The sequence below is a fragment of the Neolewinella maritima genome (genome assembly GCF_923081025.1).
Classification (GTDB): domain Bacteria; phylum Bacteroidota; class Bacteroidia; order Chitinophagales; family Saprospiraceae; genus Neolewinella; species Neolewinella maritima.
Genome location: NZ_CAKLPZ010000001.1, coordinates 65,463 through 91,695 on the forward strand (window position 1 = coordinate 65,463; position 26,233 = coordinate 91,695).

Here is a 26,233-nt window from a genome sequence, read left to right on the forward strand (position 1 = left end):
GCCCTGAATCCAACGACCCGATCGGCAGCCGCCGGTCGGGTCGTTTTTATACCATACTCCCCATGACTTACCTCATCGTAGGCGGCTCCTCCGGCATCGGCCGCGCACTGGTCGACCAGCTCCAACAGGCCGGCCACACCCTCCACGTCTGGGCCCGCGACCGCCGCGACCTGCCCGCCACCGTCACCTTCACCTCCCTGGATGTGACCGACGACGGGGCCGACTTCAAGTCTGCCGTACCCGATAGTCTGGACGGACTGGTATACTGCCCCGGCAGCATCGACCTGCGCTCCTTCCGCAGCCTCAAGCCGGAGGCCTTTCACGATGCCTTCCAGCTCAACGTCGTAGGTGCGGTACGCTGCCTGCAGGCCGCCGAGCGCACGCTCAAGAAGAGCACCCAGGCTTCCGTGGTCTTCTTCTCTACGGTCGCCGTACAGCGGGGGATGCCCTTCCACGCCGCCATCGCATCGGCCAAGGGCGCTGTGGAGGGACTGACGCGCAGTCTGGCTGCCGAGTACGCCCCCACAATCCGCGTCAATGCCATTGCCCCCTCCCTGACCGATACCCCGCTGGCCGAGAAACTGCTGGGCAGCGACGACAAGCGGGAAGCCAGCGCCAAGCGGCACCCCCTCAACCGCGTCGCCGGCGCGGACGAGATCGCCAGTATGGCGGCCTACCTGCTGAGCGAGCGGGCGGCCTTCATGACCGGCCAGGTGATCGGTATGGACGGCGGACTGAGTAGGATATAAGGTCGAGTGGCCTCCGGTCCGAGTACTGATCAAATAGGCTCGGACCGGAGGCCACTCGACCGTATCTTATGCACCAACTGCTGCAAGTGCGGCACATTCACCTCCTCGAACCAGCTGTTGCGCCGCAGGTAGATGCCGTTGCGTGGACTGGGGTGGGGGATGGGGAAGTACTCCGGCAGATAATCCTCGTAGTTGCGTACGGTCTCGGTGAGGTTCTTTCCGCGTCGGTCGCCCAGGTAATGCTTCTGGGAGTAAGCGCCGATGAGCACCTTCAGCTGGAGGTTCGGCATCAGGGCGAGCAGTGGGTCCTGCCAGAGTGGGGCGCACTCCGGGCGGGGGGGTAGGTCGCCACCCTTGCCCTTACCGGGATAACAGAAGCCGATGGGGAGTACCGCGAAGGTGGACGAGTCGAAGAATTGCTCTTCGGTCACGCCCAGCCATTCCCGCAATCGCCGGCCGCTGGGGTCGTCCCAGGCTACGCTCGACAGATGGGCCAGCCGGCCGGGGGCCTGACTGATCAGGGCGATGGTACAGGCAGGATGAATGCGGATGATGGGATTAGGGCCCAGGGGCAGGTGCGCGGCACATACCGTGCAGTCACGGGCCTGCTCGGTTAGCGGATGCGCGTAGTTGGGGGTGAATCCTTCGGCCATGGGGGGCTAGAACGTGCGGGCGTAGGTAAGTACGATCTGCTCGGTAATGCTGACGCGGCGGCCCAGTCCCCGTACGCCGTTCGGTGCGTCGTAGTCCGTGATCTGTACGCGGATATCGTCGTCGTAGAAGGCATTGACGAACAGGTTGAGCTGGAAATTCTCGGTGATGGCGAAGGCCAGGCCGTTCTGCCAGTCTACATCGACGTTCTGGGGGTTGCGCAGGTAGTTGGTGTACAGGCCCAGGGTGGAGGAAAAGGTGAGCCGGTCGTCGGGCAGCAGGGCGGCCTTGTACTGGATCTGGGCCAGGGCACCGAGCTGGGCATCTACGTTCTGAAACTCGGGGTAAATGCCGGCGGAATTGGCTTCCCCACTGACCTGGTTGCCGTGCACGCCGCGGCTGGCGATGCTATCGCTGAGCACGATGATGAACTTGGAAGCGACCGGGGAGAAGAAGATCGATAACTCTGGCGTAGGCTTGTAGTCGACACCCACCGATAGCGTGGCCGTGGCTGGAGAGAGAAATTTGGAGAGTGGGCTACGTCCCGTTTCCAGAAAATCGCTGACGAAGTTGCCGGAGTACAGGTCGGGAAACTGGTAGGTCGGGGTGAGCTGACTCAGGAAGGTGGCGTTGACCGAGTAGTAGAGTTCACTGTCTTCTTTGATCTGGTAGCCGTACTTGCTGTTGAGGCGAAACTCGTCGATCGTCTTCTGGAAGGGGATCTTACTGCTCGATCCCTGCCCAATGATGCCCGATCCGAGGCGTTGGACCCCGAACTGCCACAGTAGGGTGTTGTCCCAGACCTTACGGCCCATCTTGTAGCTGGCAAAGCCGTTGAAGGCACCGCCCAGTCCGAGGCGATTCTGTCCGGCTCCCTGTTTGGGGTTGATCTGCAGGAGCTGGGCCAGGTCGAGGCCCAGGCCGGCCCCACTGCGCCAGCCGTCGGGAATTTCTTCCTCCTCTTCCTGGGCGAATACGACAGCGGAAGTGCTTAGAAGAAGAAGGAGAAAAAGATAACGCATAGTCGGTATGGATAATGTACGTGGGAGGTGGGCATAACGGCCCTTAAGCGCGGCTGCAAATTAAGTCACTGAACGCCCATGTAGGGCTTACTGCTCGAGGTGGGGCGGCAGGGGCCTGGTGGACGTGCGGCGACTGTGCATCTCGAAGCCCGCGCTACTGAGCTTGCTGAAGGGGATGGTGTACTCGGAGTCCTCACTCTGGAGCGTGATGCTGACCGTATTGAGCTGAACTACCTCACCGCGCTTGCCGTCGATGCTGACCTCATCCCCCACCTGCAGTTGATCGCGGTTGTAGAAGGAAGCCAGAATGTTGCCCATAATGTGGCGCGAGGCCATGCCGTACCCGATGGCAAACGCACCCGCGATCCCGCCCAGAATGATACTGATGTTGTTTTCCATGAAGGCCGTCTGGAGCTGGGCCTGCTTGAGGGCGATCAGGATAATATTGAGCAGGATGAAGTAGAAGACCACGTTGCCGATCAGGTTGCCGGAGGGGATACCGAGCGAGCGGCAGGCCCCGACCACGACGCGCTTGGCGCGATCCGCCAGGAAGATGCCCCCGATGAGGAGGATGAAGGCGGTGACCGCGTTCGGGAGATAGGCCACGAGCTGGGCCATCATCTCGGAGAGCTTCTCCATACCCAGGGCGTCTACGGCGGCCATGGTGAATACGATGAGCACGAAGTAGTATACGATCGTGGCCAGCACCGTACTGGGCACGAGTTTGATGTTGGCCCGCTGGAGCAGATCTATGTCCATGACCCGGTCGCTGAGCCGGTCGAAGCCGGAGGCCGCGACCAGCCGGCGGATGAGCTGGTAGAGTACTTTGGCGATGACGTAGCCGACCACAAATACCACCAGGGCCTTGAGCAGGGCCGGGATGACGGTGAGCAGCTGGTAGGCCTGAAGGCGGAGAAGGTCGAGTACGGATTCCATAGGAGGCGTTAGGAAGGTATGGAGGCGGAGGGGCCGGGGCCGCGCGGTGGCTGACCGTAGGGATCGTCGTCTTCCCCCTCCCGCAGCCGGAGGTACTGCTCATCTACCAGCGAGGGGGTGCCCCCGCTCAACACGCTGAGGGTATCGGCCAGCCGGGGGCCGAACAGCTCGATGAGGCTACCTACGAACTCCGCGGAGCGTAGGTTGCCCTCCACCCGTTGGCGTACGGCACGACTGCGCGTGCCCCGGAAGTCAGCTACATCCTGCTCCTGCAGTAAGAGGAAGGCATTCATGAGTTGGAGCTTTGGGTGGTGAACTGCCGGTCGTGGATGCGCTTGGCCTTTTCCTTGGTGCGTTTGAGCTGCATCTTGACGGCTGACTCGTTTTTGCCCAGCAGGTCGGCCAGGGCTTTGATCTTGACGCCATCCTTGTACTTCATCAACAGCAGGGTGCGCTCGGGTGGGGTGAGCTGGCTCAGCACGTAGCGCAGCTCGTTGAGTTGCATGTGCATCAGGGCCTCGTCGGGTACCTCCTCGATGGTGTCGGGCGGCTCGGCTACCTCGTCGGCGAAGAGGGCGCGGCTGCGTTTGTCTTTCCTGATCTTGTCGATACAGAAATTGTACGTGATCGAGTACACCCAGGTGGAGAATTTAGATTGGCCCTCAAACTTGTCCAGGCTAAGGAACACCTTGGTGAAGATCTCCTGGGTCGCATCCTCCGCCTCGCTTTGCTTGTGCAGCATGGTGATGGCCTTGCTGTAGATACGGCTGGCGTACCGCTCGTACAGTAAGCGAAAGCAGAGGGCATGCTTGCGTTCCCGGTAGGCGCGTATGATGTCCATATCTTCCATCGAAGGATCACAACCACGGAAGGACGTACCGCTGGGCATGGTAAAATGGGTAATTGCAGACACCGCCGACAAACGGCGTATACCTGGGGTGAGACGTTAAAATACTGCCTGGGTCACGTACCACAAAGGAGAACGGGCCTTATTCCACGGTTTTGCTGGCGGCACTGACGGCTGCTACGTTGAATACTCCCAGGGCCGGCTGCTCGGTCGCCAGGTTGATGACGTTGCCGGGGGAGTTGGCTACGGGGATCTGAAATATACCGTTATCGCCGTTCTGGATCTGATCGCGCGCTACGCTCAGAAAGAAAAAGGCCTCCTGGCTCAGGGACCAGATCTCTACCTCGATCCGATCATCCGTCTCCAGGGGGATGAAACTGCCCGCTTCGTCGAGCTTGTTGATATTGAAGCGGATGGGGGCGATAAATACGATGCCGTCCGTCCCGCTTCCGGCATCGAAGGTGGCATCATAGACCAGGTTGAGCTCCCGGGGCAGGTTAAGCAGGGTATCGTTGATGGTAGTACGTACGAGGTAGGCATCGCCTACTCCCGTGAAGTCCCGCGCGTAGAGCTGAGCATAGCGGCCCTCGTCCAGCCCGAGGCGTTCTTCCTCCAGGCGCACGGCGATCGAATCAATGGGTGGTACCCGGTTCATGGTGGTGCGGCTGGCGTAGTCTACGCCCCCCTGCCGGATCCCTAATACAAACTGGTCGCCCACCGCACCGATCGTCTCGCCGGGTTGGGGTGTCCAGACGTAGCGGCCCGAATCCTGGTGCACGAAGGGGTAGCAGGCTGTTCCGGATTCCAGGCATACGACGACCTCCGCGTCGGTCACCCCGGCGGGCAGGCGGTTGGCGTAGTAGTCCTGACTCTGGGTCAGGCGGATGGTCTGCGGCTCGGAGGTATTGGTGAGCCAGGCATCCACGACCAGTTCCGGTGTCTCGAAGTCGGTGGTGAGCTCGATGGGGTCGGTACAGGTACACAGGGCCGCGGCGAGCGCGAGGAGGAGGAGCGAGCGCATCATTTGAAGGTGAAGTTGTAGGATACAGAGGGGACGATGCTACCGACGACGGAGAGCTTTATGGCTTCGGTATTGACGGCAGCACCCGGTGCGCTGCGGCCATCGGCCTGCTGTCCGTAGACGGTGAAGGGGTTGCGGCGGGCGTAGAGGTTGTACACCCCGAATACCCACTGGCCCTGCCAGCGGCGGTCGGCCTTTTCCTTCTTGGGGTCTAGGGTGAGGGAAACATCCAGCCGGTGGTAGTCGGGAATGCGGAAGTTGTTCCGGGCATCGCCGGCGTTGTTGGGTACGAAGTAGCCCAGCTGGTAATAGCCGCTATTGGCCAGCGTGAGGGGGGTGCCGGTGTTGTACACGAAGGTGCCGCTGAGGGTGACGCGCTCACTCAGCTCGTAGAAGCCGGTGAGGTTGAAGTTGTGCGTCTGATCGAAGCGGGTGGGGTACCACTCGTTGTTATTGATGCCCTCGACTAGGCGCTCGGTGCGGGCCAGGGTGTAGCTGATCCAGCCGGAGGCGCGGCCCTTGGTCTTCTTGAGTTGCAGCTCGGTACCGTAGGCCCGTCCGGTACCCACCAGCACCTGTCCCTCGACGAACTCATTGAGCACCAGATCGGCACCATCGATGTAGTCGATCAGGTTATCGAACGACTTGTAGTAGGTCTCCAGACTGAGCTCGTACGCATTGTCCCGGAAGTTGCGGAAGTAGCCCAGAGCGAACTGATCGGCCAGTTGGGGGTCGATGTTGTTGGTGCTGGGCGTCCAGATATCCAAGGGGATGGAGGCGGTGGTGTTGCTGAGCAGGTGAATGTACTGGGCGGTGCGCTGGTAGCTGGCCTTGAGGGAGCTGGTCTCGCTAAGGGTATACTGCAGGGCGGCGCGGGGCTCCCAGTTGAGCCAGTCCTCGATTGTCTCGTTGCGCTCGGTGGGGGTGAAGCCGGTCAGCGGACGGGGGAGTCCCTGCCGCAGTGGCTCGCCGAAGGTGTACACATTGCGGCCACCGAGGTAGGCGAAGTGACTCAGGCGGATGCCGTAGTTCAGTTTGAATTTGTCGAACAGGGTGACCTCGTGCTCCACGAAGGCTCCCGACTCCAGGGCCCACTGCCGGTTGACGCTGATGTCGATCCGGTCGCCCTGGCTCACGGCGATGGCGTTGGCCGGCTCGAAGCGGTAGTGGATCACCTGACCGCCGAAGCGCAGCACGTTGGTGGGGCTCATGAAGAAGGAGAACTCCGGCTTCAGGCTGGTATTAACGATGCTGGCGTCCCAGTTGAAGGCGTCTTCGTTGGGATCGTTACCGAAGTCGATGGCGTAGTCGTAATCGCTGTAGTAGGCCGTCAGATTGGCAAATAGCTTGTCGGAGAACAGGTGGTTCCAGCGCAGGGTCCCCGTGGCGTTGCCCCAGCTGAAGCCGGCGTCGTCGCCGGGGCTGAAGACATCACGGCCCAGGTAGCCGGACAGGAATAGCTGATCGCGGTCGTTGAAGCGGTAGTTGGTCTTGAAGGTGAGGTCGTAGAAGTTGAGCTCGGTATTCGCCAGGTCGCCACTTAGGAAGGGGGCGGCCAGGACGTCGATGTAGCTGCGCCGGCCGGCCAGCAGGAAGGAGGATTTGTCCTTCACCAGTGGGGCCTCCACGCTCAGCCGACTGAAGATGGTACCGATACCGCCCTGCAGCTCGAACTGCTGGTTGTTGCCCTCCTTCATCCGCACGTCGAGGATGGAGGATAGCCGGCCCCCGTAGCGGGCGGGGATCCCTCCCTTATAGAGCTTTACGCCCTTGACCGCATCCGGATTGAAGACGGAAAAGAAGCCGAACAGGTGGCTGGAATTGAATACCGGAGCCTCATCCAGGATCACCAGGTTCTGATCGATACTTCCGCCGCGTACGTTGAAGCCAGCGGCTCCCTCGCCTACGCTGGTCACGCCGGGCAGGAGCTGGATGCTCCGCAGTACGTCTACCTCTCCTAGCAGGCTGGGGAGCTTTTCGATGGTGCTCATATCGAGCTGCTCCACGCTCATCTGTACGGTGCTCACGTTGCGGTCCTCCTCCGTAGCCGTCACGACGACCTCTTCGAGCACGCTGCCGGCCTCTCCGAGATCGAAGTCTAGCGTCATATTGCCGAGTAGCTCCACCTCCCGCCGCTGGTCAGCAAAGCCCAGGTAGCTCACGACCATGGTGTAGGTGCCGGGTACTACGGTAAGGGAGTAGAAGCCATATTCGTTGGTGGACGTACCCTTATTGGTGCCCTCCAGGTAGATGGTGGCACCAATGAGGGTTTCGCCGTTGGCCGCGTCGCGCACGTACCCCCGGGCGGTCACATTGGTCTGTGCGAATACTCCCAGAGTACAACACACGGCAAGGAACGTAAGTAGGAAGTGCTTCATCGGGACTAGTCTGGCGGAAAGAAAGAGCTACCCCCCTTAACGACATACGGCGCACCGGAGTTAGTCCCCGGTGCGCCGTTGGTCGCAGATGTGACACGTACTAGACGCTTAAACAGCTTACTTCGGCTGTTCGCTGGTATCGGCCTCGCCTACTTTCAGAAAGTGGCCGGCCTCGGTGATGGTCTTTTCGACACCGGTATCGGGGTCGGGGTAGCTGCGCTCGTGGACCTCTACGCTGAGCTCCTTACCGACCAGCTTCTCGGTATCCAGCTCGTCGCCTTCCATCTCCACGGCGCGCATAAGCTCGGCCAGGATGGGCTTGCTGGGTTCGCTGTTGTAGAAGCGCTGCTCGACGAATCCCTCCTCGGTCTCCATACGGGCGGCAAAGAAGGGAATGCCCTTGTACTCGCTCTTCCCTTCGGAGATCTCGGTGATGGTGACGACGTGGCGGCCGTTCTGCAGGCGGGGCTTCTCTTGGACTTGTACTTTCATGGTGGCTTGTTTACCCCCTAAAAGCATACTTAAAACAAATTGTTCGGTTTTGCGAACGGTTTTTATGCGTTCCGTGTGTCTGGGGTACGAACCGCGGAGGACACGGAGAAACGCAGAGGAACACGGGGCGGTACGTACGGCTCCGCCCCCCTCCGCGCCCTCGGCGGTTGCCACTAAGTACCCATGACCAGACGCTACCCGGTGCGGGCTACTGGCTCAGCCAGGCTACAAATAGTCGTACGCCGAAGCCGGTCGCCTGCCGGTCCTTGGCGTACGGACCCTGCTTGAGGGCTACCCCGGCGATGTCGAAGTGGATGTAGCGTTCGTGGTCGTGCGTGAAGTGCTCCAGGAACTTAAAGGCGTCCGTAGCGCCGTGCAGGGGTGTGCCGCTGAAGTTCTTCACGTCGGCCACGTCGCTCTTCAGTCCCTTGCCGAAGTCGTCCCAGGGGGGCAGGGGCCAGACGCGCTCCCCGCAAGTCGTGCCCGCCCGCCGGAATTCTTCCACCAGCTTCTCGTTCTTGCTCAGCGTGGCGGCACAGACGTAGCCGAAGGTGCGCACCGCCGAGCCCGTCAGCGTAGCCACGTCGATCAGGGTGGTGGGGGCGTAGTACTTCACGGCGTAGCTCAGACCGTCGGCCATGATGAGGCGGCCCTCGGCGTCGGTGTCGATGATCTCGATCGTCTTGCCGGCGTGGCTTTCGATCACGTCGCTGGGCTTGATGCTCAGGGCGTCGACACTATTGTCCGTAGCCGGCACGATACCGATCAGGTTGACCGGCAGTTTCAGTCGGGCGGCGGCCTCCAGGGTGCCCAGGGTAGCGGCCGCTCCGCCCATGTCGGACTTCATCAGGTGCAGGTTCTGGCTGCCCTTGATGCTCACCCCGCCGGTATCGAAGGTCACCCCCTTGCCGATCAGGGCGGTCACGTCACCGTCGTCCGCCCCGCCGCGGTACTCCATCACGATCAGCACGGCGGGGTCTTCACTGCCGCGGTTGACGGCCAGCAGGGCGTGTAGCCCCTCCTCCCGGCACGCCTCCTTGTCCAGCACCTTGACGCTATAGCCGTAGGTTTTTCCGCTCTGTACGGCCCATTCCGCTAGGTCCTGCGGACGTTTCTTGTTCGCCGGTGCGTCCACGAGGGCCATGATGCGGGCCTGCACGTCCGTCACGATGAGCTCCGCACCTGCGTCCCCGCCCGCCCAGTGGATGCTGCCGTCCAGGAGGGGGTGGGGGGTGTGGTCTGCTTTGCCCGCGCCGGCGGAGTAGCTGCCTAGCTTGAGTCCGCCGATAAAGGCCGTGGTAAGTCCGGGGTCCACGTCGGGCGCCTCTACCGTCACGTCCGACTGCAGGTGTTGCCCGACCTCATGGCTCAGGGTACGGCCCAGGGTGTGCGTGGTCGCGGGTGCGGGGTCTTTGGGTAGCCGGGCGATGATGCGGGCTTCCGAGGGGCTGCGCAGGTACTTCCCCGGCTTGACTGAATCGGTGAACGGGTCGTTTCCTTCGGCGGGTAACAGGGTGATGGTGGTAGACATGGCGCGAAGGTAGCCGGAGCAAACTATTTGCGGGCCTTCCGCATTTTGAAAGACATGAAAATAGGCGTGGTCTGTTATCCTACCTACGGCGGCAGCGGCGTGCTGGCTACCGAACTCGGTCTGGGGCTTGCCCGCCGGGGCCACGAGATCCACTTCATCACCTACCGGCGGCCGGCCCGGCTGGGCTTCTTTCATGAGAATGTCTTCTACCACGAGGTGGACAGCGGCGCGGACTACCCCCTGTTCGAGTACGCTCCCTACGAGACCGCCCTGGCCTCCAAGCTGGTGGACGTGGTGGAGAACTACGCGCTCGACCTGCTGCACGTACACTACGCCGTACCCCACGCCGCGGTGGCTTACATGGCCCGCAAGATCCTGCTGAGCCGCGGCCGCTACGTGCCCTTCGTGACCACCCTGCACGGTACCGACATCACGCTGGTGGGCTCCAACCCGGCCTTCGCGCCCACCATCACCTTCGCGATCAATAAGTCGGACGGCGTGACGGCCGTGTCCGAGTCCCTGCGCAAGGATACGCTCGACAACTTCGAGATCTGCCGGCCCATCGAGGTGATCTACAACTTCATCGACTTCAAGCGCTTCCGCCGCGACAACAAGGAGCACTTCAAGCGGGCCATCGCCCCGAACGGGGAGCACATCCTGATCCATGTGTCCAACTTCCGCCCCGTCAAGCGGGTGGACGACGTGATCTACATCTTCAAGATCATCCACGACCAGACGCCCAGCAAGCTGCTGCTCATCGGCGACGGACCCGAGCGCGGCAAGTGCGAAGACCTGAGCCGCCGCCTCGGCCTGACCAAGGACATCCGCTTCCTCGGCAAGCAGGACGCCGTAGAGGAACTGCTGGCCGTAGCCGACGTCTTCCTGCTGCCCTCGGCCAGCGAGAGCTTCGGGCTGGCCGCCCTGGAAGCCATGGCCTGCGAGGTGCCCGTAGTGAGCAGCAACGTCGGCGGTATTCCGGAGGTCAATATCGACGGGCAGACCGGTTTCACCTCCGGCGTAGGCATGGTCGATAAGATGGCCGAGGATGTGATGAAGATCCTGGACAGCAAGGAGTCGCTACGCGGATTCCGCACCCGGGCCCTGGAGCAGGCCGCACGCTTCGATATCGAGGCGATGATCCCGAAGTACGAAGCCTACTACCAGAAGGTGCTGGATGAAAGCCGCGTGCGGCCCGAGGAGCCGGTGCTGGACTGCTGAGCTACGCCAGCCAGCGCAGTAGGATGAAGAATACGGACGGACAAAGCAGACAGCCCAGACCGGTATAAAAGGTAGCCGTCAGCGCGCCGTAGGGTACGAGTTTGGGGTCGGTAGCCGCCAGGCCGGCCGCCACGCCGCTCGTCGTACCGATCAATCCGCCAAACACTGCCGCGGCGTGGGGATTATCCAGTCCGATCGAGCGGGCCACCAGCGGCGTGGCTACGGTGGTCACGATCGTCTTCACCACCCCGGCCGCGATACTGATGGCGATAACTTTCGAACTGGCGCCCAGTGCCCCGCCCGTGACCGGCCCGACAATGTAGGTGCAGGCCCCGGCGCCGATCGTGGCCAGACTCACCGGATCGCTGTAGCCAAACAGGAAGGCCACCACCACACCGAGCACGAACGACAGCGTCACGCCAAGGAACAGGGCTACGGTACCGGCCAGACCGGCCGAGCGGATCTTATCGAGATCGGCTCCCATGGCGGTGGCCACTACGGCGAAGTCGCGCAGCATGGAGCCGCCGAGTAGGGCCAGACCGGCAAACAGCGGTACGTCGGCCAGCCCCTTCTTATCGCCCAGGAAGGCCAGGGCCAGCCCCGCCACGATGGCCAGGGCAACGCCGGGGATCTTGCTGCCCAGCACGTGCTTCGATACCCAGAAGCTCACCCACATCAGTAGTCCGACACACAGAAAGGCGAACACCAGCCCGTTCTTGATCAGGACCGCTTCGATCAGCTCACTCATGCTCGGTCTGCGTTGCGGCGGGCCGTCCGATCCGCGACAGAACCGGGACCAGCAGGAAGCCCCCCACCGTAGCCGCTACGCCCGCCAGCAGGGCCACCCACCCACCCGTGAGGGCTGCCCGCACGTTCTGCACCGACGCCATGGCTACAATGATGGGGATGTACATGGCGCTCCAGAAGAGGATGCCGCCCTCCGTGACCCTGCGCAAACCACCGCGGTGTTTGAGCCAGTTGTTACCGACGACGAGCAGCAGCATGGCAAAGCCCACGCCCCCTACGTCGCCGTCGATGCCGATGGCCGCACCCAGCAGGGTACCGGTGATCTTACCCACCAGAAAGCAGAGGGCCAGCAGGGCTACGCCGTAAATGGTCATGCGAAGGCCTGCTTGAGTTCCTGCTTGGTCACCTTGCCCATGACGTTGCGCGGCAGCTCGTCCTGAAAGATGTAGCGGCGCGGCAGCTTGTAGCCAGGTAGCCGCTCGCGCAGCCAGTCCGTGAGTTGGTCCAGGTCCAGCGTGCCGCTATCGGTGATGAGGCTGGCACCGATCACCTCGCCCCACTCGGGGTCGGGCAGGCCTACGACACCGCATTCCCTGATGCCGGGGTAGGTGCGGAGCACTTCTTCGATCTCCAGGGCGGATATCTTGTAGCCGCCGGATTTGATGATGTCCACCGAGTTGCGCCCCAGGATGCGGTAGGCCCCCTGCTCGTATACCGCGATATCGCCGGTATGAAAGTAGCCGTCGGGGGTGAAGCTTTCGGCCGTGGCGTCCGGTCGGGCCCAGTACTCCAGAAATACGCTGGGTCCCCTGACCTGTATCTCTCCATCATCGGCCAGGCGGACGTCTACCCCCGGCAGGGGCTGACCGATATAGCCCGGTCTGCGCTCGCCCGCGTAGGGGTTGCTGATGGCCATGCCGATCTCGGTCATGCCGTAGCGCTCCAGCAGCGTGTGTCCGCTGATCGTGCGCCACTGCTCGAGCACCGATACGGGCAGGGCGGCCGAGCCGGAGACCATCAGTCGGAATCCGCGCAGGGCGCTGCGGATAGCCTCCTGCTCCACCTCCGTCAGTACGTCGTAGTAGGCGATCAGCTTGTAGTAGATCGTGGGTACGGCCATGAAGACGTTCACCTCGCCCCGGCGGAAAACGTCCAGCACGGCCCGCTCGCTGAACCTGGGAAGGAATACGCAGCAGGCCCCGCTCCACAGCGCGCACGACAGCACGTTGATGATGCCGTGCACGTGGTGCAGGGGCAGGATGTTGAGGATCCGATCGTCCTGCGACCACTGCCAGGCATCGAACAGAGCCGTGATCTGGGCCTCGATATTGGCGTGGGTGGTCACTACGCCCTTGGGCCGGCCGGTGGTGCCGCTGGTGTAGAGGATCATGGCCCGCCGATCGCTCTCAAGGTCGGGTAAGGGGCTAGTCTCGGTACCGAAGTCCTCGGTCCGCAGAAAACGGGTAGACACGGTATCGAACAGCGGCGATAGTACGGCTTCGAATTCCTCTGCATAGATCACGGCACTGGCCTGCGTATCCTCGATCACGTAGCGCAGCGAGGGGGTCGGGTGCTTGGTGCAGAGCGGTACGGCAATGCCCCCGGCCCGCCAGATGCCCCACTGTAGGGCCACGTAGCCGAAGCTCGGGGGTACGAGGAAGGCGATGCGGTCTTCCTTCAGGTCGGTCTGGCCGGCGAGCAGGGTGGTGGCTACCTTCGCCGAGCGGTCCAGGAGCTGTGAATAGGTGTAGCTAGCGGTGGGGTCGACCACGGCGGTCCGTGCCAGGAAGGTAGATGCGCGGTCGACGAGGGTCATAGGAGGGAGAGTAGTTGGTAGTCCACCAAAGCTACACTCTGACGGTAGAACGCGGAGCTAGCGCAACGGGCCGTTCAGAACCGCAGCAGCCCGTACCCCCGCATCTGGTACATCGCCACCGTAGTGAGCATCGAAGTAGCCACCTCCACCTCCGGGGCTACTCCATCGACGGGAATACCGCGTCCGATCAGCGACTGTCCGCACACGGTCACCTGAACGCCGGCCTCCTTCAGGGCTCGGACTAGCGGCAGATTAGGATTATCGATGCCGTAGTGCTCGCGGTACAGCGCGTCGTTCATCACCGCGAAGGTGGCCCCGCCGTGGATCGCCAGTACGACTTCTACCTGCTCGTCCGGCACGCCGCCCACGCTGAACAGGTTGAGCATACGGGCTACGTTGTACAGTCCCTGCGCCAGGCTATCGGGCGTTTCCTGGCCGGTCACTACATCGATGACCAGTCGGTAAGACAGCTCGGGGTCGGGCGTTACGGTCGCCTCCGGCAGGGTATAGATACCGCCGTAGGGCACCACCGGCGTCACTTTCGTGCGGGCGGGCGACGCGGGTGCCTGGGCGGTGAGGTGGGGCGGCATCATCAGCCCAGCCAGTACCAGGAGGTAAGTCAGAAGATGGCGTAGCGCTGATAGTGTAGGGCGACTAGGGGTAGCTGGAATTGACTGCATCGCGGAAAATAAGGACAGGCAGTCCATAGTACACTGCTACGTCAGGACCTATATTAGTACGGCTGGCTCGAGCGTGAATTGCACCTGCGGCCCCGCCCGATTTGCTGATGACATAAAGTCAGGCAAGAAGAAAATAGACTGACAAATTTTCAAACCGTCCCGGTGGGCCTGGATTTTGCCAGCAGTACGGTGAACCTCCCCGGGAGGCACAAACTTACCAATACAGCGGCGCACTGCGCTGATAAACAATATATTATGAACTTTAATAACTTCACGATAAAGAGCCAGGAGGTGCTACAGCGGGCCAGCGAGATCGCGGTGGGCAATCAGCAGCAGTCCATCGACCCGGCGCACCTGCTCAAGGCGATCTTCGAGGTAGATGAGAGTGTTACGCCCTTTTTATTTAAGAAGTTGGGGGTGAACTTCAACGCAATTAAATCCGCTACCGATGCGATCGTAGCCGGCGTACCCAAGGTGACGGGTGCCCAGCAGGTGCTGAGTCGCAACGGCGTAGAATTGGCCCAGCAGGCCAATGTAGTGGCCCGCGAGATGGGCGACGAGTACGTCTCCATCGAGCACCTGCTGCTGGCCGCCCTCAAGGTCAAGGACCCCGCCGGACAAGTCCTCAAGGACGCCGGCATCCGCGCAAAGGAGCTCAAGCTCGCGATCGAAGAACTGCGGGGGGGCAAGAAAGTGACCTCCAACAGCGCCGAGAATAGCTACAATTCGCTGGAGAAGTACGCCATCAACCTCAACGAACGAGCCCGCGAGGGTAAGCTCGATCCGGTCATCGGCCGCGACGAGGAGATCCGCCGCGTGCTGCACATTCTGGCCCGCCGCAGCAAGAACAACCCCATCCTGATCGGTGAGCCCGGCGTGGGTAAGACCGCCATCGTAGAGGGCCTGGCCCACCGCATCGTCAACGGCGACGTACCCGAAGACCTGCGCGAAAAAGACATCTACAGCCTCGATATGGGCGCGCTCATCGCCGGGGCCAAGTACCAGGGCGAGTTCGAGGAGCGGCTCAAGGCCGTGATCAACGAGGTCACCCAGGCGGACGGACAGATCTTCCTGTTCATCGACGAGATCCACACCCTCGTAGGGGCCGGTAAGGGCGCCGGTGCCATGGATGCGGCCAACATCCTCAAGCCCGCCCTGGCCCGCGGCGAACTGCGTGCCATCGGAGCTACCACCCTGGCCGAGTACCAGAAATTCTTCGAGACCGACAAGGCCCTGGAGCGCCGCTTCCAGCAGGTGACCGTCGACGAGCCGAATGAGGAAGACGCGATCTCGATCCTGCGCGGTCTGCGCGAGCGCTACGAGACCCACCACAAGATCAATATCCTGGACGAGGCCATCGTAGCCGCCGTACAGCTCTCGGAGCGCTACATCACCGACCGCTTCCTGCCCGACAAGGCCATCGACCTGATCGACGAGGCCGCCGCCCGCCTGCGCCTGGAGATGAATTCCATGCCTGAAGAGCTCGACGAGATCGAACGCCGCATCCGCCAACTGGAGATCGAGCGCGAGGCTGTCAAGCGCGAGGGCGACGACGCCAAGATCGACCGCATCAATCACGACCTGGCCAACCTCGAAGAGCGCCGCAACGAGCTGCGCGCCCAGTGGGAAAGCGAGCGCGAGGTGGTGTTGGGCATCCAGCAGTCCAAGCAGCGCATCGAAGAGCTCAAGAACGAGGCCATGCGCCTGGAGCGGGCCGGTGATTACACCAAAGTAGCCGAGATCCGCTACGGACAGATCCCCGGCGTAGAGGCCGAGCTGAAGGGCTTCAACGAGCGGCTGATCGATATGCAGTCCAACGCCAAGATGCTGGTCAAGGAGGAAGTAGACAGCGAAGACATCGCCGAGATCGTCGCCCGCTGGACCGGCATCCCCGTCACCCGCATGCTCGAAAGCGAGCGCGAAAAGCTGCTGCACCTGGAGGAGGCCCTGCACGAGCGGGTCGTAGGTCAGGAAGAAGCCGTAGAGGCCGTAGCCGACGCCATCCGCCTGAGCCGTACGGGCCTGAGTAATCAGGACCGTCCCATCGGGTCCTTCCTCTTCCTCGGTACCACCGGGGTGGGTAAAACGGAACTGGCTAAGGCCCTGGCCGATTACCTCTTCAACGACGCCGACATGATGACGCGCATCGACATGAGCGAGTACCAGGAACGCCACGCGGTCAGCCGCCTGGTGGGTGCCCCTCCCGGCTACGTAGGCTACGACGAGGGCGGACAGCTCACCGAAGCCGTGCGCCGCAAGCCCTACAGCGTGGTGCTGCTCGACGAGATCGAAAAGGCGCACCCCGACGTGTTCAATATCCTGCTGCAGGTGCTCGATGATGGCCGGCTCACCGACAACAAGGGCCGGGTGGCCAACTTCAAGAATACCATCATCGTCATGACCTCCAACATCGGCTCGGAGGTGATCCGCGAGAAGTTCTCCCAGATCGACGGCAGCAACGATGAGGAGATCATCGAGGAGACCAAGGACACGCTCTTCAACGTACTCAAGCAGACCGTGCGCCCCGAGTTCCTCAACCGGATCGACGACGTGGTCATGTTCCGTCCGCTGAGCCGCGCCGATATCCGGCAGATCGTCGAGCTACAGCTCAACGAGGTCAAGCAACTGCTGGCCGCGCAGGATATCCACCTCACCGTAGCGCCCGAAGCGATGGACTGGCTGGCCGCCGAGGGCTACAACCCCGAGTTCGGTGCCCGTCCGCTCAAGCGGGTGATCAAAAAGCGGGTACTGCGCCAGCTCTCCAAGCAGATGCTCAACGGCGACATGCCGGCCGGCAGCCAGGTGGTCCTGGATGTATTTGGGGATGTGGTGGTGTTCCGCAAAGCCCGGGATACGGAGCGGGTAGGGTCGGAAGTCGAGCTTGCCTAGTCCAATGATTGCGGCAGAGCGCGGGTGCAAGGCTGCGCCGGTCTGAACGTGATAAAAGCCCTGACTTGGTTCTGCCGGGTCGGGGCTTTTTTATAGCCGCTGTCCATCTCCCCCTTCAGGGTAGGCGGAGAACCATTCCCGCCCGTCTCGCTTATCCTGCAAAACATACCGACATGCCCCTCCGTCTGCTCCCCCTGCTGGTTTGCCTGGCTACGTTCACCGCTTGCACCGCCCAACAGGATAAATCACCCAAGGAAGAGATTTCCACGAACGAAGCAAGCTCCCCCTACACCTTCAAGACCCCCTCCCCGGACGGTACCGGCAAGTACTATATGGGGCGGGAGATCAGCCACGTGATGGGCCACCTCGCCGCCAACTGGCTGGAGCGGCCGGAGCGGGAGCGGGAGGAAAACGTCAGTCAGGCCATTGAGAATATGGACATACAGCCCGACGAGCGGATTGCGGACATCGGGGCCGGCTCCGGCTACTATACCTTTAGAATGGCCCGGAAGGTCCCCCAGGGCAAGGTATTCGCCGTAGATATCCAGCCCGAGATGCTTGACATACTGAACGAGCGGATCGAACGGGAGGATATCGAGAATGTAGCACCCATACAGGGCAGTGAGACCAGCCCGAATCTGGAAGCAAACTCCGTCGACCTGGTCACAATGGTGGATGTATACCACGAGCTGTCCCACCCCCGGGAGATGATGCAGGACATCGTCACTGCCCTCAGGCCGGGTGGGCGCTTCGTCCTGCTGGAATACCGCATGGAAGATTCCACGGTACCCATCAAACGCCTGCATAAGCTATCGGAAGCACAGGCCGTGCGGGAGATGGCATCCGTCGGCCTGCGGCTGCAGGAGAATATAGATAACCTGCCCTGGCAACACTGTATGGTATTCGTAAAGGAATAGGCCTCCAACCCCACCCCGTTAAAACTTGTTAAGAGAAAGCCGTTCTGCCAACTAAAAGTAGGTGTAAGTGGTCTTCTGCGTATAGTTTCTCCAGTGGAATCTACCCTCCCGAAAATTTAATTGTAAGGTCAAATGAAAAAATTACTCATTATCGTTCTGGTCGCCATACTCGGCGGCATGGTCGCCCTAGGCGGCGCCAATTATCTAGGTTGGGGACAGACCAAGTATGTAGAGGTCAACGGTACGCCCACCACGACCCTGGCCCGTTTTTCTAATGCCCCCGAAACCCGCGTGGTACCCGCACCCACGGAAGGCTTCGTAATTGCTGCCGACCGTGCGCTACCCGCCGTCGTGCATATCAAAGCGAGCAAGCCCGCCGGACGCAATGGCGGCGGTGGCAATCCCTTCGGCATCGATCCCGATCAACTGCCCGACGCCTTCCGTGACCTATTTGGTAACCCCGGCCGCGGCGGCAATGGCGGCGAGATGCCCCTGCAGCAGGGCAGCGGCTCCGGTGTGATCATTAGTACCGATGGCTACATCGTATCCAACAACCACGTCGTAGAAGACGCTGAAACCCTGGAGGTGGTCCTGAACGACGAGCGCACCTACACCGCTACCGTCATCGGTACCGACCCTACTACCGACATCGCCCTGATCAAGATCGACGAGACCGGTCTACAGCCCATTCAGTTTGCCGATAGCGACGAAGTGAAGGTGGGCCAGTGGGTGGTAGCCGTGGGTAATCCCTTCAGCCTCACCAGCACCGTCACCGCCGGTATCGTCTCGGCTAAGGGACGCAGTATCGATATCGTACGCCGCAGCGGCGGCGATATGGCCATCGAGTCCTTCATTCAGACTGACGCCGTAGTCAACCCCGGCAACAGCGGCGGTGCCCTGGTCAACCAGAACGGTGACCTGATCGGTATCAACACTGCCATCAGCAGCCCCACCGGTGTGTTCGCCGGCTACAGCTTTGCCGTTCCCTCCGCCATCGTCAAGAAGGTCGCCGAAGACCTGCGCGAGTTCGGCATCGTACAGCGTGGCCTGCTCGGTGCCCGCATTCAGCAGATCAATACGGCCTTTGCTAAGGATAAGGATATTGACCGCGACAACGGCGTCTACGTCGCCGAAGTAGTCGAAGGCAGTGCCGCCGAAGAGGCCGGTATCCGCGCCGGTGATGTCATCCTGAGCGTCGACAATGTATCTACCCTCCGCAGCAGCGAGCTCCTGGAGCAGCTCGGCCGCCACCGCCCCGGCGACCGCGTCACCCTGAACGTAGAGCGCGACGGCAAGGCCCGCGATTATACGGTCGTACTACAGAACACCAACGGCAACACGGACGTGATGCTACCCACCGAAGGACCCGAAATAGTCAGCTCCCTGGGCGCCGAGTTCGAGAACCTGAGCGAGGACTACGCGAATGAGTTGAACGTACAGGGCGTAGCCATCGCCAAGCTGGGTAATGGTCTGCTGGCCGAGCAGACCCGCGTCCGCCCCGGCTTCATCCTCACCCGCGTCAACGGCCGCAGCGTACGGGACGTGGAGCAGCTGGAAGACCTGCTGGACGGTGCCGACGGTCCCATCACCCTCGAAGGGGTATATCCCGACGATACGTCGCGCACCTACAAGTACGCCATCGTTAAGTAAGGTTCCAGACGTCACTGGTCCCTATTCACGGGGCGACACCTTACAAGCCGGGTGTCGCCCCGTTGTACGTTAGCTTCCCTCCCCACCCATGCTGCTCCTGATCCTCTTGCTGTTCATCCCGTCCGCCCCGGCACCCGCGCCGGCGGCTCTGGCTACCCTGACGCTGCACATTGAGAATGTGCGCAGTAGCAGCGGCACCCTCTGGGTGGGCATCTACGAATCCCCCGCCGACTTTCTGGATCGTGATAAGGCCCGCCTGGTGTATCAGCCGGTCCACGGTACCGGGGCGACGCAGGTGCGCATCGACAAGCTGGTGGTCGGCCGGCGCTACGCCATTGCCGTCTTCCACGACGAGAACGACAACGGCGAGCTGGATACCAACCTAGTGGGGCTACCCGCCGAGCCCTGGGCCTTCAGCCGCCCGCTGCAGAGCTGGTTGCGCAAGCCGCGCTTTGAGGAGATGAGTTTTGTGTTCGATCCCCGGCACGGCTTGCCGTCCCTGCGGTTGCGGTGATAGCCGTAACTTCGCCCGCTATTTCGCGCGCTTATGAGTATCACTGTTGGCATCTTTTTCGGTGGCCCCTCCCGGGAGCGCGAGATCTCCTTCGCCGGCGGCCGCACGGTCTACGACAACCTCGATAAGGCCGTCTTCACGCCGCTGCCCATCTTCGTCGACAGCCACCGCCGCTGGTACCTGCTCGACTGGCAGTACCTCTACCGGGGCAGTATCCGCGATTTTTTTCCGCCGGTCTCCCTGGCCCCCCAGAGCGCCCATGGCTTCCAGGTGTATCAGGAGAGCCTGGGTCCGCAGAGTGAGCTGGACCTGGAAGCGATGGGTAGCCACATCGGTCGCCGCATCCGCCGCGAGGAGCTTCCCGACCTGATCGATGTAGCCTTCCTGGCCCTGCACGGCGAGTACGGCGAGGACGGACAGCTCCAGCGCGAACTCGAATACGCCGGCGTACCCTACACCGGCAGCGGCGTGCGCGCCAGCGAGATCGGCATCGACAAGGCCCTGCAGAAGGAGCTCATGGCCGCCGCCGGCTACCCCTCGCCGCCCATCCTGGTCATCGAGCAGGAGGCCTTTGGCCGTACTCCCATCGAGCAGTTCTACCAGCAGTCCGTCGAGCAGATCGGCTGGCCCATGGTCGTACGCCCCGCCCGTCAGGGCAGCAGCATCGGCGTGGCCATCCTACAGGAGGAGGAGGGCCTGAGCGGCTTCGAGCACGCCGTCGATGCGGCCTTCTTCCGCGCCCAGCTGCTGCTGCAGGACTACGCCGACCGCAGTCCCGCCGACCGCATAGAGTACGTGCGCCACCTCAGCGACCTGCGCGACGGCATCGCCTTTCCGCTCGATGCCCAGCGTGGCGACCACCGCCTCACGCTCTACACTCCCGACGAGGTCTACGACTACCTGGAGCAGGCCAGTACCGATCAGGGGCACCCGCTGGTCGTCTTCGAGGGCCAGCAGTCCGAGGAGCGCGTCATCATCGAAGGCTTCATTGCCGGCAAGGAGTTTTCGACCATCGTGCTGCGCACGCCCGACGGTGGGGTAGTGGCCCTGCCGCCCACCGAGATCGTCAAGTACGATGGCGAGCTGTTCGACTACCGCAGCAAGTACCTGCCCGGCCGCAGCCGCAAGGTCACGCCCATCGATCTGCCGCAGGAAGCTATCACCGCCATCCGGCGCGAGACCGAGCGGCTGTTCACCGAGCTGGGCTTTGCCGTATACGCCCGCATCGACGGCTTCTATACTCCCGAAGGCACGATCTTCCTCAACGATCCCAACACGACCAGCGGCATGATGCCTTCGTCGTTCTTCTTCCACCAAGCGGCCGAGATCGGCCTCAGCCCCAGCCAGTTTCTCACCTACATCATCCGCACCAGCCTCCAGGAGCGGGAGCACACCGACCTACTCCAGCGGGTAGACGCGGCTGTAGACGCATTGCGGCGCAGCGCGGGTGCGAAGAAGCGCGTAGCCGTCCTGCTCGGGGGCAGCAGTTTCGAGCGCCACATCAGTGTGGAGAGCGGCCGCAACGTATACGAGAAGCTCAGTTCTTCGGAGGAGTACCGGCCGCTACCCCTCTTCCTGACCAGTCCCATAGCAGAAGATCAGGCCGACGCGCCCTACGTCCTGTACCAGCTACCCATCAATCTGCTGCTGAAGGACAACGCCGACGATATCCGCGACAAGATCCGCAAGCCGGCCGAGCACCCCGCCATTGCCGAGATCCGCCAGGCCTGTGCGGCGATCACCGATCGGTATGCCGATCCTGACGTAGTCTTCCATCCGGTGCACATTCCGCTGGACGCGCTGCCCGGTGTCGCCGATGCCGTATTCATCGCCCTGCACGGTCGGCCCGGGGAGGATGGTCAGGTCCAGCAGCAGCTCGAACGACTGGGCCTGCCCTACAACGGCTCCGGACCGGAGACCTCCACCGTCACCATCGACAAGTACGAGACCCTGCAGCGGCTGTACGCGGCTGGTCTGCCCGTCACCGAGCAGTGGCTGGCCCCCCGGGAGGACTACCTACTCAACCAATCCGGCTTTTACCAGCGGGTGGAGGAGAAATTCGACTACCCCCTCATCGCTAAGCCCGTAGACGATGGCTGCAGCTCGGCCGTCCTGCTGCTGCGCAACCGCGCCGAACTGGAGGCCTACACCCAGCTTACCTTCCAGCCCGGCGGCAAGCAGGAACGCAGCGCACGCGCCGTGCTCAAGCTGGGTGAAAAGGCAGAGTGGCCGCTGGGCAAGAGCACTATTCTTTTCGAGTCGGCCATTACGGCCGAGGGGGCGGATAAGTTCCTGGAGATCACCGGCGGCATGCTCACCCACTACGGGGCGGACGGGGAGCTCCGGTACGAGATCTTCGAGCCCAGCGAGGCCCTGGCCGGTGGCGAGGTGCTGAGTCTAGAGGAAAAATTCCTGGCCGGTGAGGGACAAAACCTCACCCCGGCCCGCCTGGGTACGGATGCCTACTCGTACGAGCACGTAGCCGATCAGGTCAAGGCGGATCTGGAACTAGCCGCCCGCACCCTGGGGGTAGAGGGCTACTGCCGCATCGATGCCTTCGTGCAGGTGTTCGCCGACGGGCGGGCGCGGACGATCGTAATCGAGGTGAACAGTCTGCCCGGAATGACCCCGGCCACGGCCATCTTCCACCAGGCCGCGATCGCCGGCTACCAGCCCTACCAATTTATCGCTGCCCTGCTGCGTTTTGCGCAGGAACGCAAGAAACGCATACCCGTGGCTAAACCAGCGTACACCGCTCCCATCCCGCCCGCCGCCACCCCGCCGCCCGCTACCCAGGGCCCCGCACCTGCGGCCCCGCCCAACAGTAAGGTGCTGCTGACGGTGCTGAAGAACGTGGCTCTGGCCGGTGCCTTTCTGCTCCTGTTGTTCCTGCTGCTGCGCACCGGACTCAATATGTACACCAACCACGGCGAGAGCATGGAGATCCCCACCTTCGAGGGTAGCCTGATCGATGAGGCGCGCCGCGTGGCCCACGCCCAGGACCTCAAGATCGACGTGACCGTAGGCGCCTACGATCCCGAACGCCCGCCCGGTCTGGTGGTGCAGCAGCAGCCCCCCGTGGGGAGCCGCGTGAAGAATAACCGGACGGTCTACCTCACCATCCTGAGCGAGACCGTGCCCGACGTGACCCTGCCCAGCCTGGTGGGCAACTACGACTACAGCGTCTATACCCGCCTACTGGAGCGCAAGAACATCCGCTACCGGATCCGCGAGCAGCAGTACGACGCACGGCAGGAGGAGGGTACCATCCTTTACCTGTACTACGACGACCGCAAGATCACCGACGAGGACCTGCGAGAGGGCATACAGGTGCCGATGGGGAGTACGCTGGACTTTGTGGTCACCAAGCGTAAGGGGGACCGGATCGAGCTGGCCGACTACCGCTGCCAGCAGTTTGGTACGGCCGAGTTCGGTATCACGGGCAGTCAGCTGGTGGTGGGTCGCGTGACCGGAGAGTTTACCGACCGCTACGCGGCTTATATCGTGCGGACCGAGCCGGCGGCGGGTGCCCAGGTAGAGACCGGCGGGCGGGTAAATCTGGTGCTCAGTGATGTGCAGCCGACGGACTGCGACTAGGACGTATCCCCGGAGCCGCGTTTTGCGTTGACTCCCTAGCAACTACCGTACATGAGACTTATCCTGTTTTTCCTGCTGGCTACTTGCGGTCTGGCCGCCCAAACGATCGTACCGCTACAGGAACGAGCGGAACTACGTCGCGCCTCCGCCGGACCGGCCCAGGCGGTCGACTTCCGCATGGCCTGTGGGGATGTCGCGGAACTGCCGGGCGTAGAACGGCTCATCAGCGGGCAGAACCGCATGCTGCGCGTGGACCTGGACACGACGGGACTGTCGAGCGACCTGACGGACTACCGCTGCATCGGCTGCAGCACGGCCCGCTTCGGTACGGCCGAGCTACGGGGTGATACCGTACTGTACACTGCCACCGCGGGCGTGGTGCAGGGCTTCGATACGCTGGGGCTGACCGTCTGCTCGCCGCAGGGCGTATGCGCCGATACAGTGGACCTGGTAGTACTCGTACAGCGGCCGGGCCGCACGGTGCAGCTCGGCAACCGGCTGGTCGTACCGGAAACCACGACCAGTATCGTAGTGCCGGCCGATAGCCTGCCCGGTGGAACCGTGTGCCGTAGTCTGGCCGACTGTGAGGACACCGACTACGCCGGACGGGGGCAGCGCAGCAACTTTGCCCGCGCGCTCGGGCAGGGGAGTAACGACTTCGACTACGTGGCCGGGCGCTACGGGGGGACGGACGCGGTGTGCGTGACGGTCTGCAACGAATTTGGTCTGTGCGACACCTACCGAGCCTCCTTCACCGTGGATCGGGCCAGCGTGGACCTGCCCTTCTTCGACGACTTCTCGTACGGAGGGGTGCGGCCGGCGGTAGAACTGTGGCAGGACGAGGACGTGCTGATCAACCGCAGCTACGGCGTCACGCCGCCCTCCATCGGGGTGGCTACCTTCGACGGGCTCGACTTCGACGGGCGGCCCTACGCGGCGGGCGGCAACGGGCGGCGGGGACAGCCCCGGGACTTCCTTACCTCGGCCTCCATCAATCTGGCGGGGCAGAGCGGCACGGTACTGTCGTTCTACCTACAGCCGAAGGGACTGGGCAACCGTCCGGAACTACAGGACAGCTTCCTGGTGCAGTTCCTCGACGTGGCGGGTAGCTGGAACACGGTCTTTGCCCGGGAGGGAATCCTCAATACCCAGACCAATACCGTGATCGACCCCTTCACGGGGGTGCTGCTGGATGTACCGGCTGACTACCAGTACGACGGCTTTCAGTTTCGCTTCGTAAACCTGAGCACCGAGACCGGCGGGGTAGACAACTGGAACCTGGACTACGTGAAGCTTAGCAACACCTCCACCAGCTTGGTGACCCAGGACCTGGCACTGACCGACGAACCCTTTCGCCTGGTGGCCCCGTACACCAGCGTACCGGTACGCCACTTACAGGCCGCGGGGGGTGAGCTGTTTGCCGACTCCATTTTCCTGAGCGTATGGAACCACCGGTCGGACGTCACGCCGGTCACCCAGTCGACCTACACGATCGAAAATCGGGGTACCCCCTTCTTCTCCTCCGCGGCCGGTCTATTCCCCTCCCGCTTTTTCGGACAGGATAACGGTATCGCCCCCCTGAGCTTCGAAACCCGCCGGGCCACCTTTGCCGAACTGCCTACGGCAGCGGCCATTCGCGACTTCCTGCTCGGGCTGGACCCCGCCGAAGATTACCTCCTGGCCACGACCTACGCCCTGACGGTGGCCACCGAAGATGCGACCTTCTCGCCCGCCGTGGCCCGCAATGATACGGCCACTACCCTGACCGAGTTGGCCGACTACATGGCCTACGACGACGGCAGTGCCGAGGTGGCCATCGAGGGGCAGCAGGGCAACGTCATCGTACAGCGCTACCGGGCCTACGTGGCCGACGAGCTGACCGGTATCCGCATCCGCCTTCCCCGCGGGCTCGGCAGTGCCGGCAATCAAAACATCAACTTCGAGGTGTACGGGGAGGGAGAGACTAACCGTCCCGGTGAGCTACTGTACAGCTTCTCGGCACCCGTGCTCTACGCCGAAGACTTCTACGCCGACTCTCTGCAGGCCTTCAGCAGCTACGCCCTGCCGGAGCCGCTGGCACTGCCCGTAGGTGATTTCTACATCGGTTGGCGGCAGGGATCAGCGGATCGCTCGCTACCCGTAGGCTTCGACCGCAATACGCAGCCCGATAGCGTACAATTCTTCAATGCGGGAAGTGGTTTTCAGACCCTGGGGGGCTCTACCCGGGGCGCGATCATGATCCGGCCGCTACTGAGCGGAGCGGATATCCGGCCCACTGCTACCCGCGATCTGGTGATCGAGCGATTGGTCGACGTATACCCCAACCCGACCGACGGTATGCTATACCTCCAGCCCCGGGAGGCGCTAGCGGCTGCGGATTTGGGAGTGCGCCTGTACACCGGCAGCGGCCAGCTGGTGTATGCCCAGAGGGGCAGTCTGACGGTAGATCTGACGGCGCTACCGCCCGGAATGTACCTGCTGGAATGCCGCTGGGGCGACCGACTGAGTCGACATAAGATCGTGCGCCATTAATCTATTTGCCTCTTCCGGTGTTCGCACAGACTTTAGCCCTCACCAC

The 26,233-nt window shown here is 62.4% G+C and carries 21 protein-coding genes; 8 read left to right on the forward strand and 13 right to left on the reverse strand.

Translation table 11 applies throughout. From position 1 onward, the window contains the following. Window positions 1–62 precede the first annotated feature (62 nt). The gene (locus MJQ68_RS00295) at window positions 63–749 is read left to right on the forward strand and encodes an SDR family NAD(P)-dependent oxidoreductase (RefSeq protein WP_238748967.1); all 687 of its coding nucleotides are present in this window, start codon (window positions 63–65) and stop codon (window positions 747–749) included. A 29-nt stretch (window positions 750–778) separates the two neighbouring features. Here MJQ68_RS00295 and MJQ68_RS00300 read toward each other — a convergent pair whose 3' ends face one another. The 9 genes from MJQ68_RS00300 to MJQ68_RS00340 form a co-directional block, all read right to left on the reverse strand. Beyond that, window positions 779–1,402, reverse strand: coding sequence for a uracil-DNA glycosylase family protein (locus tag MJQ68_RS00300; RefSeq protein WP_238748968.1), 624 nt, complete (start codon window positions 1,400–1,402; stop codon window positions 779–781). A 6-nt stretch (window positions 1,403–1,408) separates the two neighbouring features. Then, a complete protein-coding gene (locus MJQ68_RS00305) occupies window positions 1,409–2,422 on the reverse strand; it encodes a DUF3078 domain-containing protein (protein ID WP_238748969.1) in 1,014 nt (337 codons plus the stop codon). A gap of 87 nt (window positions 2,423–2,509) precedes the next feature. Continuing rightward, entirely contained in the window at window positions 2,510–3,358 is an 849-nt protein-coding gene (locus tag MJQ68_RS00310) for a mechanosensitive ion channel family protein (protein WP_238748970.1), read from the reverse strand. Window positions 3,359–3,366: 8 nt separating this feature from the next. Further along, complete coding sequence (locus MJQ68_RS00315; protein WP_238748971.1) at window positions 3,367–3,651, reverse strand: hypothetical protein; 285 nt, start codon at window positions 3,649–3,651, stop codon at window positions 3,367–3,369. Further along, a complete protein-coding gene (locus MJQ68_RS00320; RefSeq protein WP_238748972.1) occupies window positions 3,648–4,247 on the reverse strand; it encodes an RNA polymerase sigma factor in 600 nt (199 codons plus the stop codon). Before MJQ68_RS00320 ends, MJQ68_RS00315 begins: the two co-directional genes overlap by 4 nt. 100 nt (window positions 4,248–4,347) lie before the next feature. Further along, a complete protein-coding gene (locus MJQ68_RS00325) occupies window positions 4,348–5,229 on the reverse strand; it encodes a DUF4249 domain-containing protein (RefSeq protein WP_238748973.1) in 882 nt (293 codons plus the stop codon). Then, window positions 5,226–7,604: a TonB-dependent receptor gene (locus MJQ68_RS00330; protein ID WP_238748974.1), complete on the reverse strand. Its 2,379-nt coding sequence runs from the start codon at window positions 7,602–7,604 to the stop codon at window positions 5,226–5,228. The genes MJQ68_RS00325 and MJQ68_RS00330 overlap by 4 nt, the downstream gene beginning before the upstream one ends. Before the next feature lie 117 nt (window positions 7,605–7,721). Beyond that, the gene (locus tag MJQ68_RS00335; protein ID WP_238748975.1) at window positions 7,722–8,096 is read right to left on the reverse strand and encodes a hypothetical protein; all 375 of its coding nucleotides are present in this window, start codon (window positions 8,094–8,096) and stop codon (window positions 7,722–7,724) included. 208 nt (window positions 8,097–8,304) lie between these two features. Continuing rightward, window positions 8,305–9,627: a leucyl aminopeptidase family protein gene (locus MJQ68_RS00340; RefSeq protein ID WP_238748976.1), complete on the reverse strand. Its 1,323-nt coding sequence runs from the start codon at window positions 9,625–9,627 to the stop codon at window positions 8,305–8,307. Between the two features lie 54 nt (window positions 9,628–9,681). Between MJQ68_RS00340 and bshA the strand changes: the two genes are divergently transcribed. Further along, a complete protein-coding gene (gene bshA, locus MJQ68_RS00345) occupies window positions 9,682–10,845 on the forward strand; it encodes an N-acetyl-alpha-D-glucosaminyl L-malate synthase BshA (RefSeq protein WP_238748977.1) in 1,164 nt (387 codons plus the stop codon). A gap of 1 nt (window position 10,846) precedes the next feature. On the opposite strand, the gene madM is transcribed toward bshA, so the two are convergent. The 4 genes from madM to MJQ68_RS00365 all read right to left on the reverse strand — a co-directional run bounded on the left by madM (window position 10,847) and on the right by MJQ68_RS00365 (window position 14,088). Beyond that, window positions 10,847–11,593, reverse strand: coding sequence for a malonate transporter subunit MadM (madM, locus tag MJQ68_RS00350; RefSeq protein ID WP_238748978.1), 747 nt, complete (start codon window positions 11,591–11,593; stop codon window positions 10,847–10,849). Then, window positions 11,586–11,966 (reverse strand): malonate transporter subunit MadL, encoded by a 381-nt coding sequence (gene madL / locus MJQ68_RS00355; RefSeq protein ID WP_238748979.1) that lies wholly within the window; start codon window positions 11,964–11,966, stop codon window positions 11,586–11,588. The genes madM and madL overlap by 8 nt, the downstream gene beginning before the upstream one ends. Beyond that, entirely contained in the window at window positions 11,963–13,408 is a 1,446-nt protein-coding gene (locus MJQ68_RS00360; RefSeq protein ID WP_238748980.1) for an acyl-CoA synthetase, read from the reverse strand. Before MJQ68_RS00360 ends, madL begins: the two co-directional genes overlap by 4 nt. Window positions 13,409–13,482: 74 nt before the next feature. Further along, complete coding sequence (locus MJQ68_RS00365) at window positions 13,483–14,088, reverse strand: DsrE family protein (protein WP_238748981.1); 606 nt, start codon at window positions 14,086–14,088, stop codon at window positions 13,483–13,485. Window positions 14,089–14,343: 255 nt separating this feature from the next. On the opposite strand from MJQ68_RS00365, the gene clpB reads away from it, so the two are divergent. The 6 genes from clpB to MJQ68_RS00395 all read left to right on the forward strand — a co-directional run bounded on the left by clpB (window position 14,344) and on the right by MJQ68_RS00395 (window position 26,187). Beyond that, on the forward strand, window positions 14,344–16,977 hold the full coding sequence (gene clpB, locus MJQ68_RS00370) for an ATP-dependent chaperone ClpB (protein WP_238748982.1): 2,634 nt from the start codon (window positions 14,344–14,346) through the stop codon (window positions 16,975–16,977). 173 nt (window positions 16,978–17,150) lie between these two features. Then, complete coding sequence (locus tag MJQ68_RS00375) at window positions 17,151–17,894, forward strand: class I SAM-dependent methyltransferase (protein ID WP_238748983.1); 744 nt, start codon at window positions 17,151–17,153, stop codon at window positions 17,892–17,894. Window positions 17,895–18,026: 132 nt separating this feature from the next. Continuing rightward, entirely contained in the window at window positions 18,027–19,544 is a 1,518-nt protein-coding gene (locus MJQ68_RS00380; RefSeq protein WP_238748984.1) for a trypsin-like peptidase domain-containing protein, read from the forward strand. 88 nt (window positions 19,545–19,632) lie between these two features. Beyond that, window positions 19,633–20,058 (forward strand): DUF2141 domain-containing protein, encoded by a 426-nt coding sequence (locus MJQ68_RS00385; protein ID WP_238748985.1) that lies wholly within the window; start codon window positions 19,633–19,635, stop codon window positions 20,056–20,058. Between the two features lie 33 nt (window positions 20,059–20,091). Then, on the forward strand, window positions 20,092–23,655 hold the full coding sequence (locus MJQ68_RS00390; RefSeq protein WP_238748986.1) for a PASTA domain-containing protein: 3,564 nt from the start codon (window positions 20,092–20,094) through the stop codon (window positions 23,653–23,655). A gap of 51 nt (window positions 23,656–23,706) precedes the next feature. Beyond that, a complete protein-coding gene (locus tag MJQ68_RS00395; RefSeq protein WP_238748987.1) occupies window positions 23,707–26,187 on the forward strand; it encodes a T9SS type A sorting domain-containing protein in 2,481 nt (826 codons plus the stop codon). Window positions 26,188–26,233 lie beyond the last annotated feature (46 nt).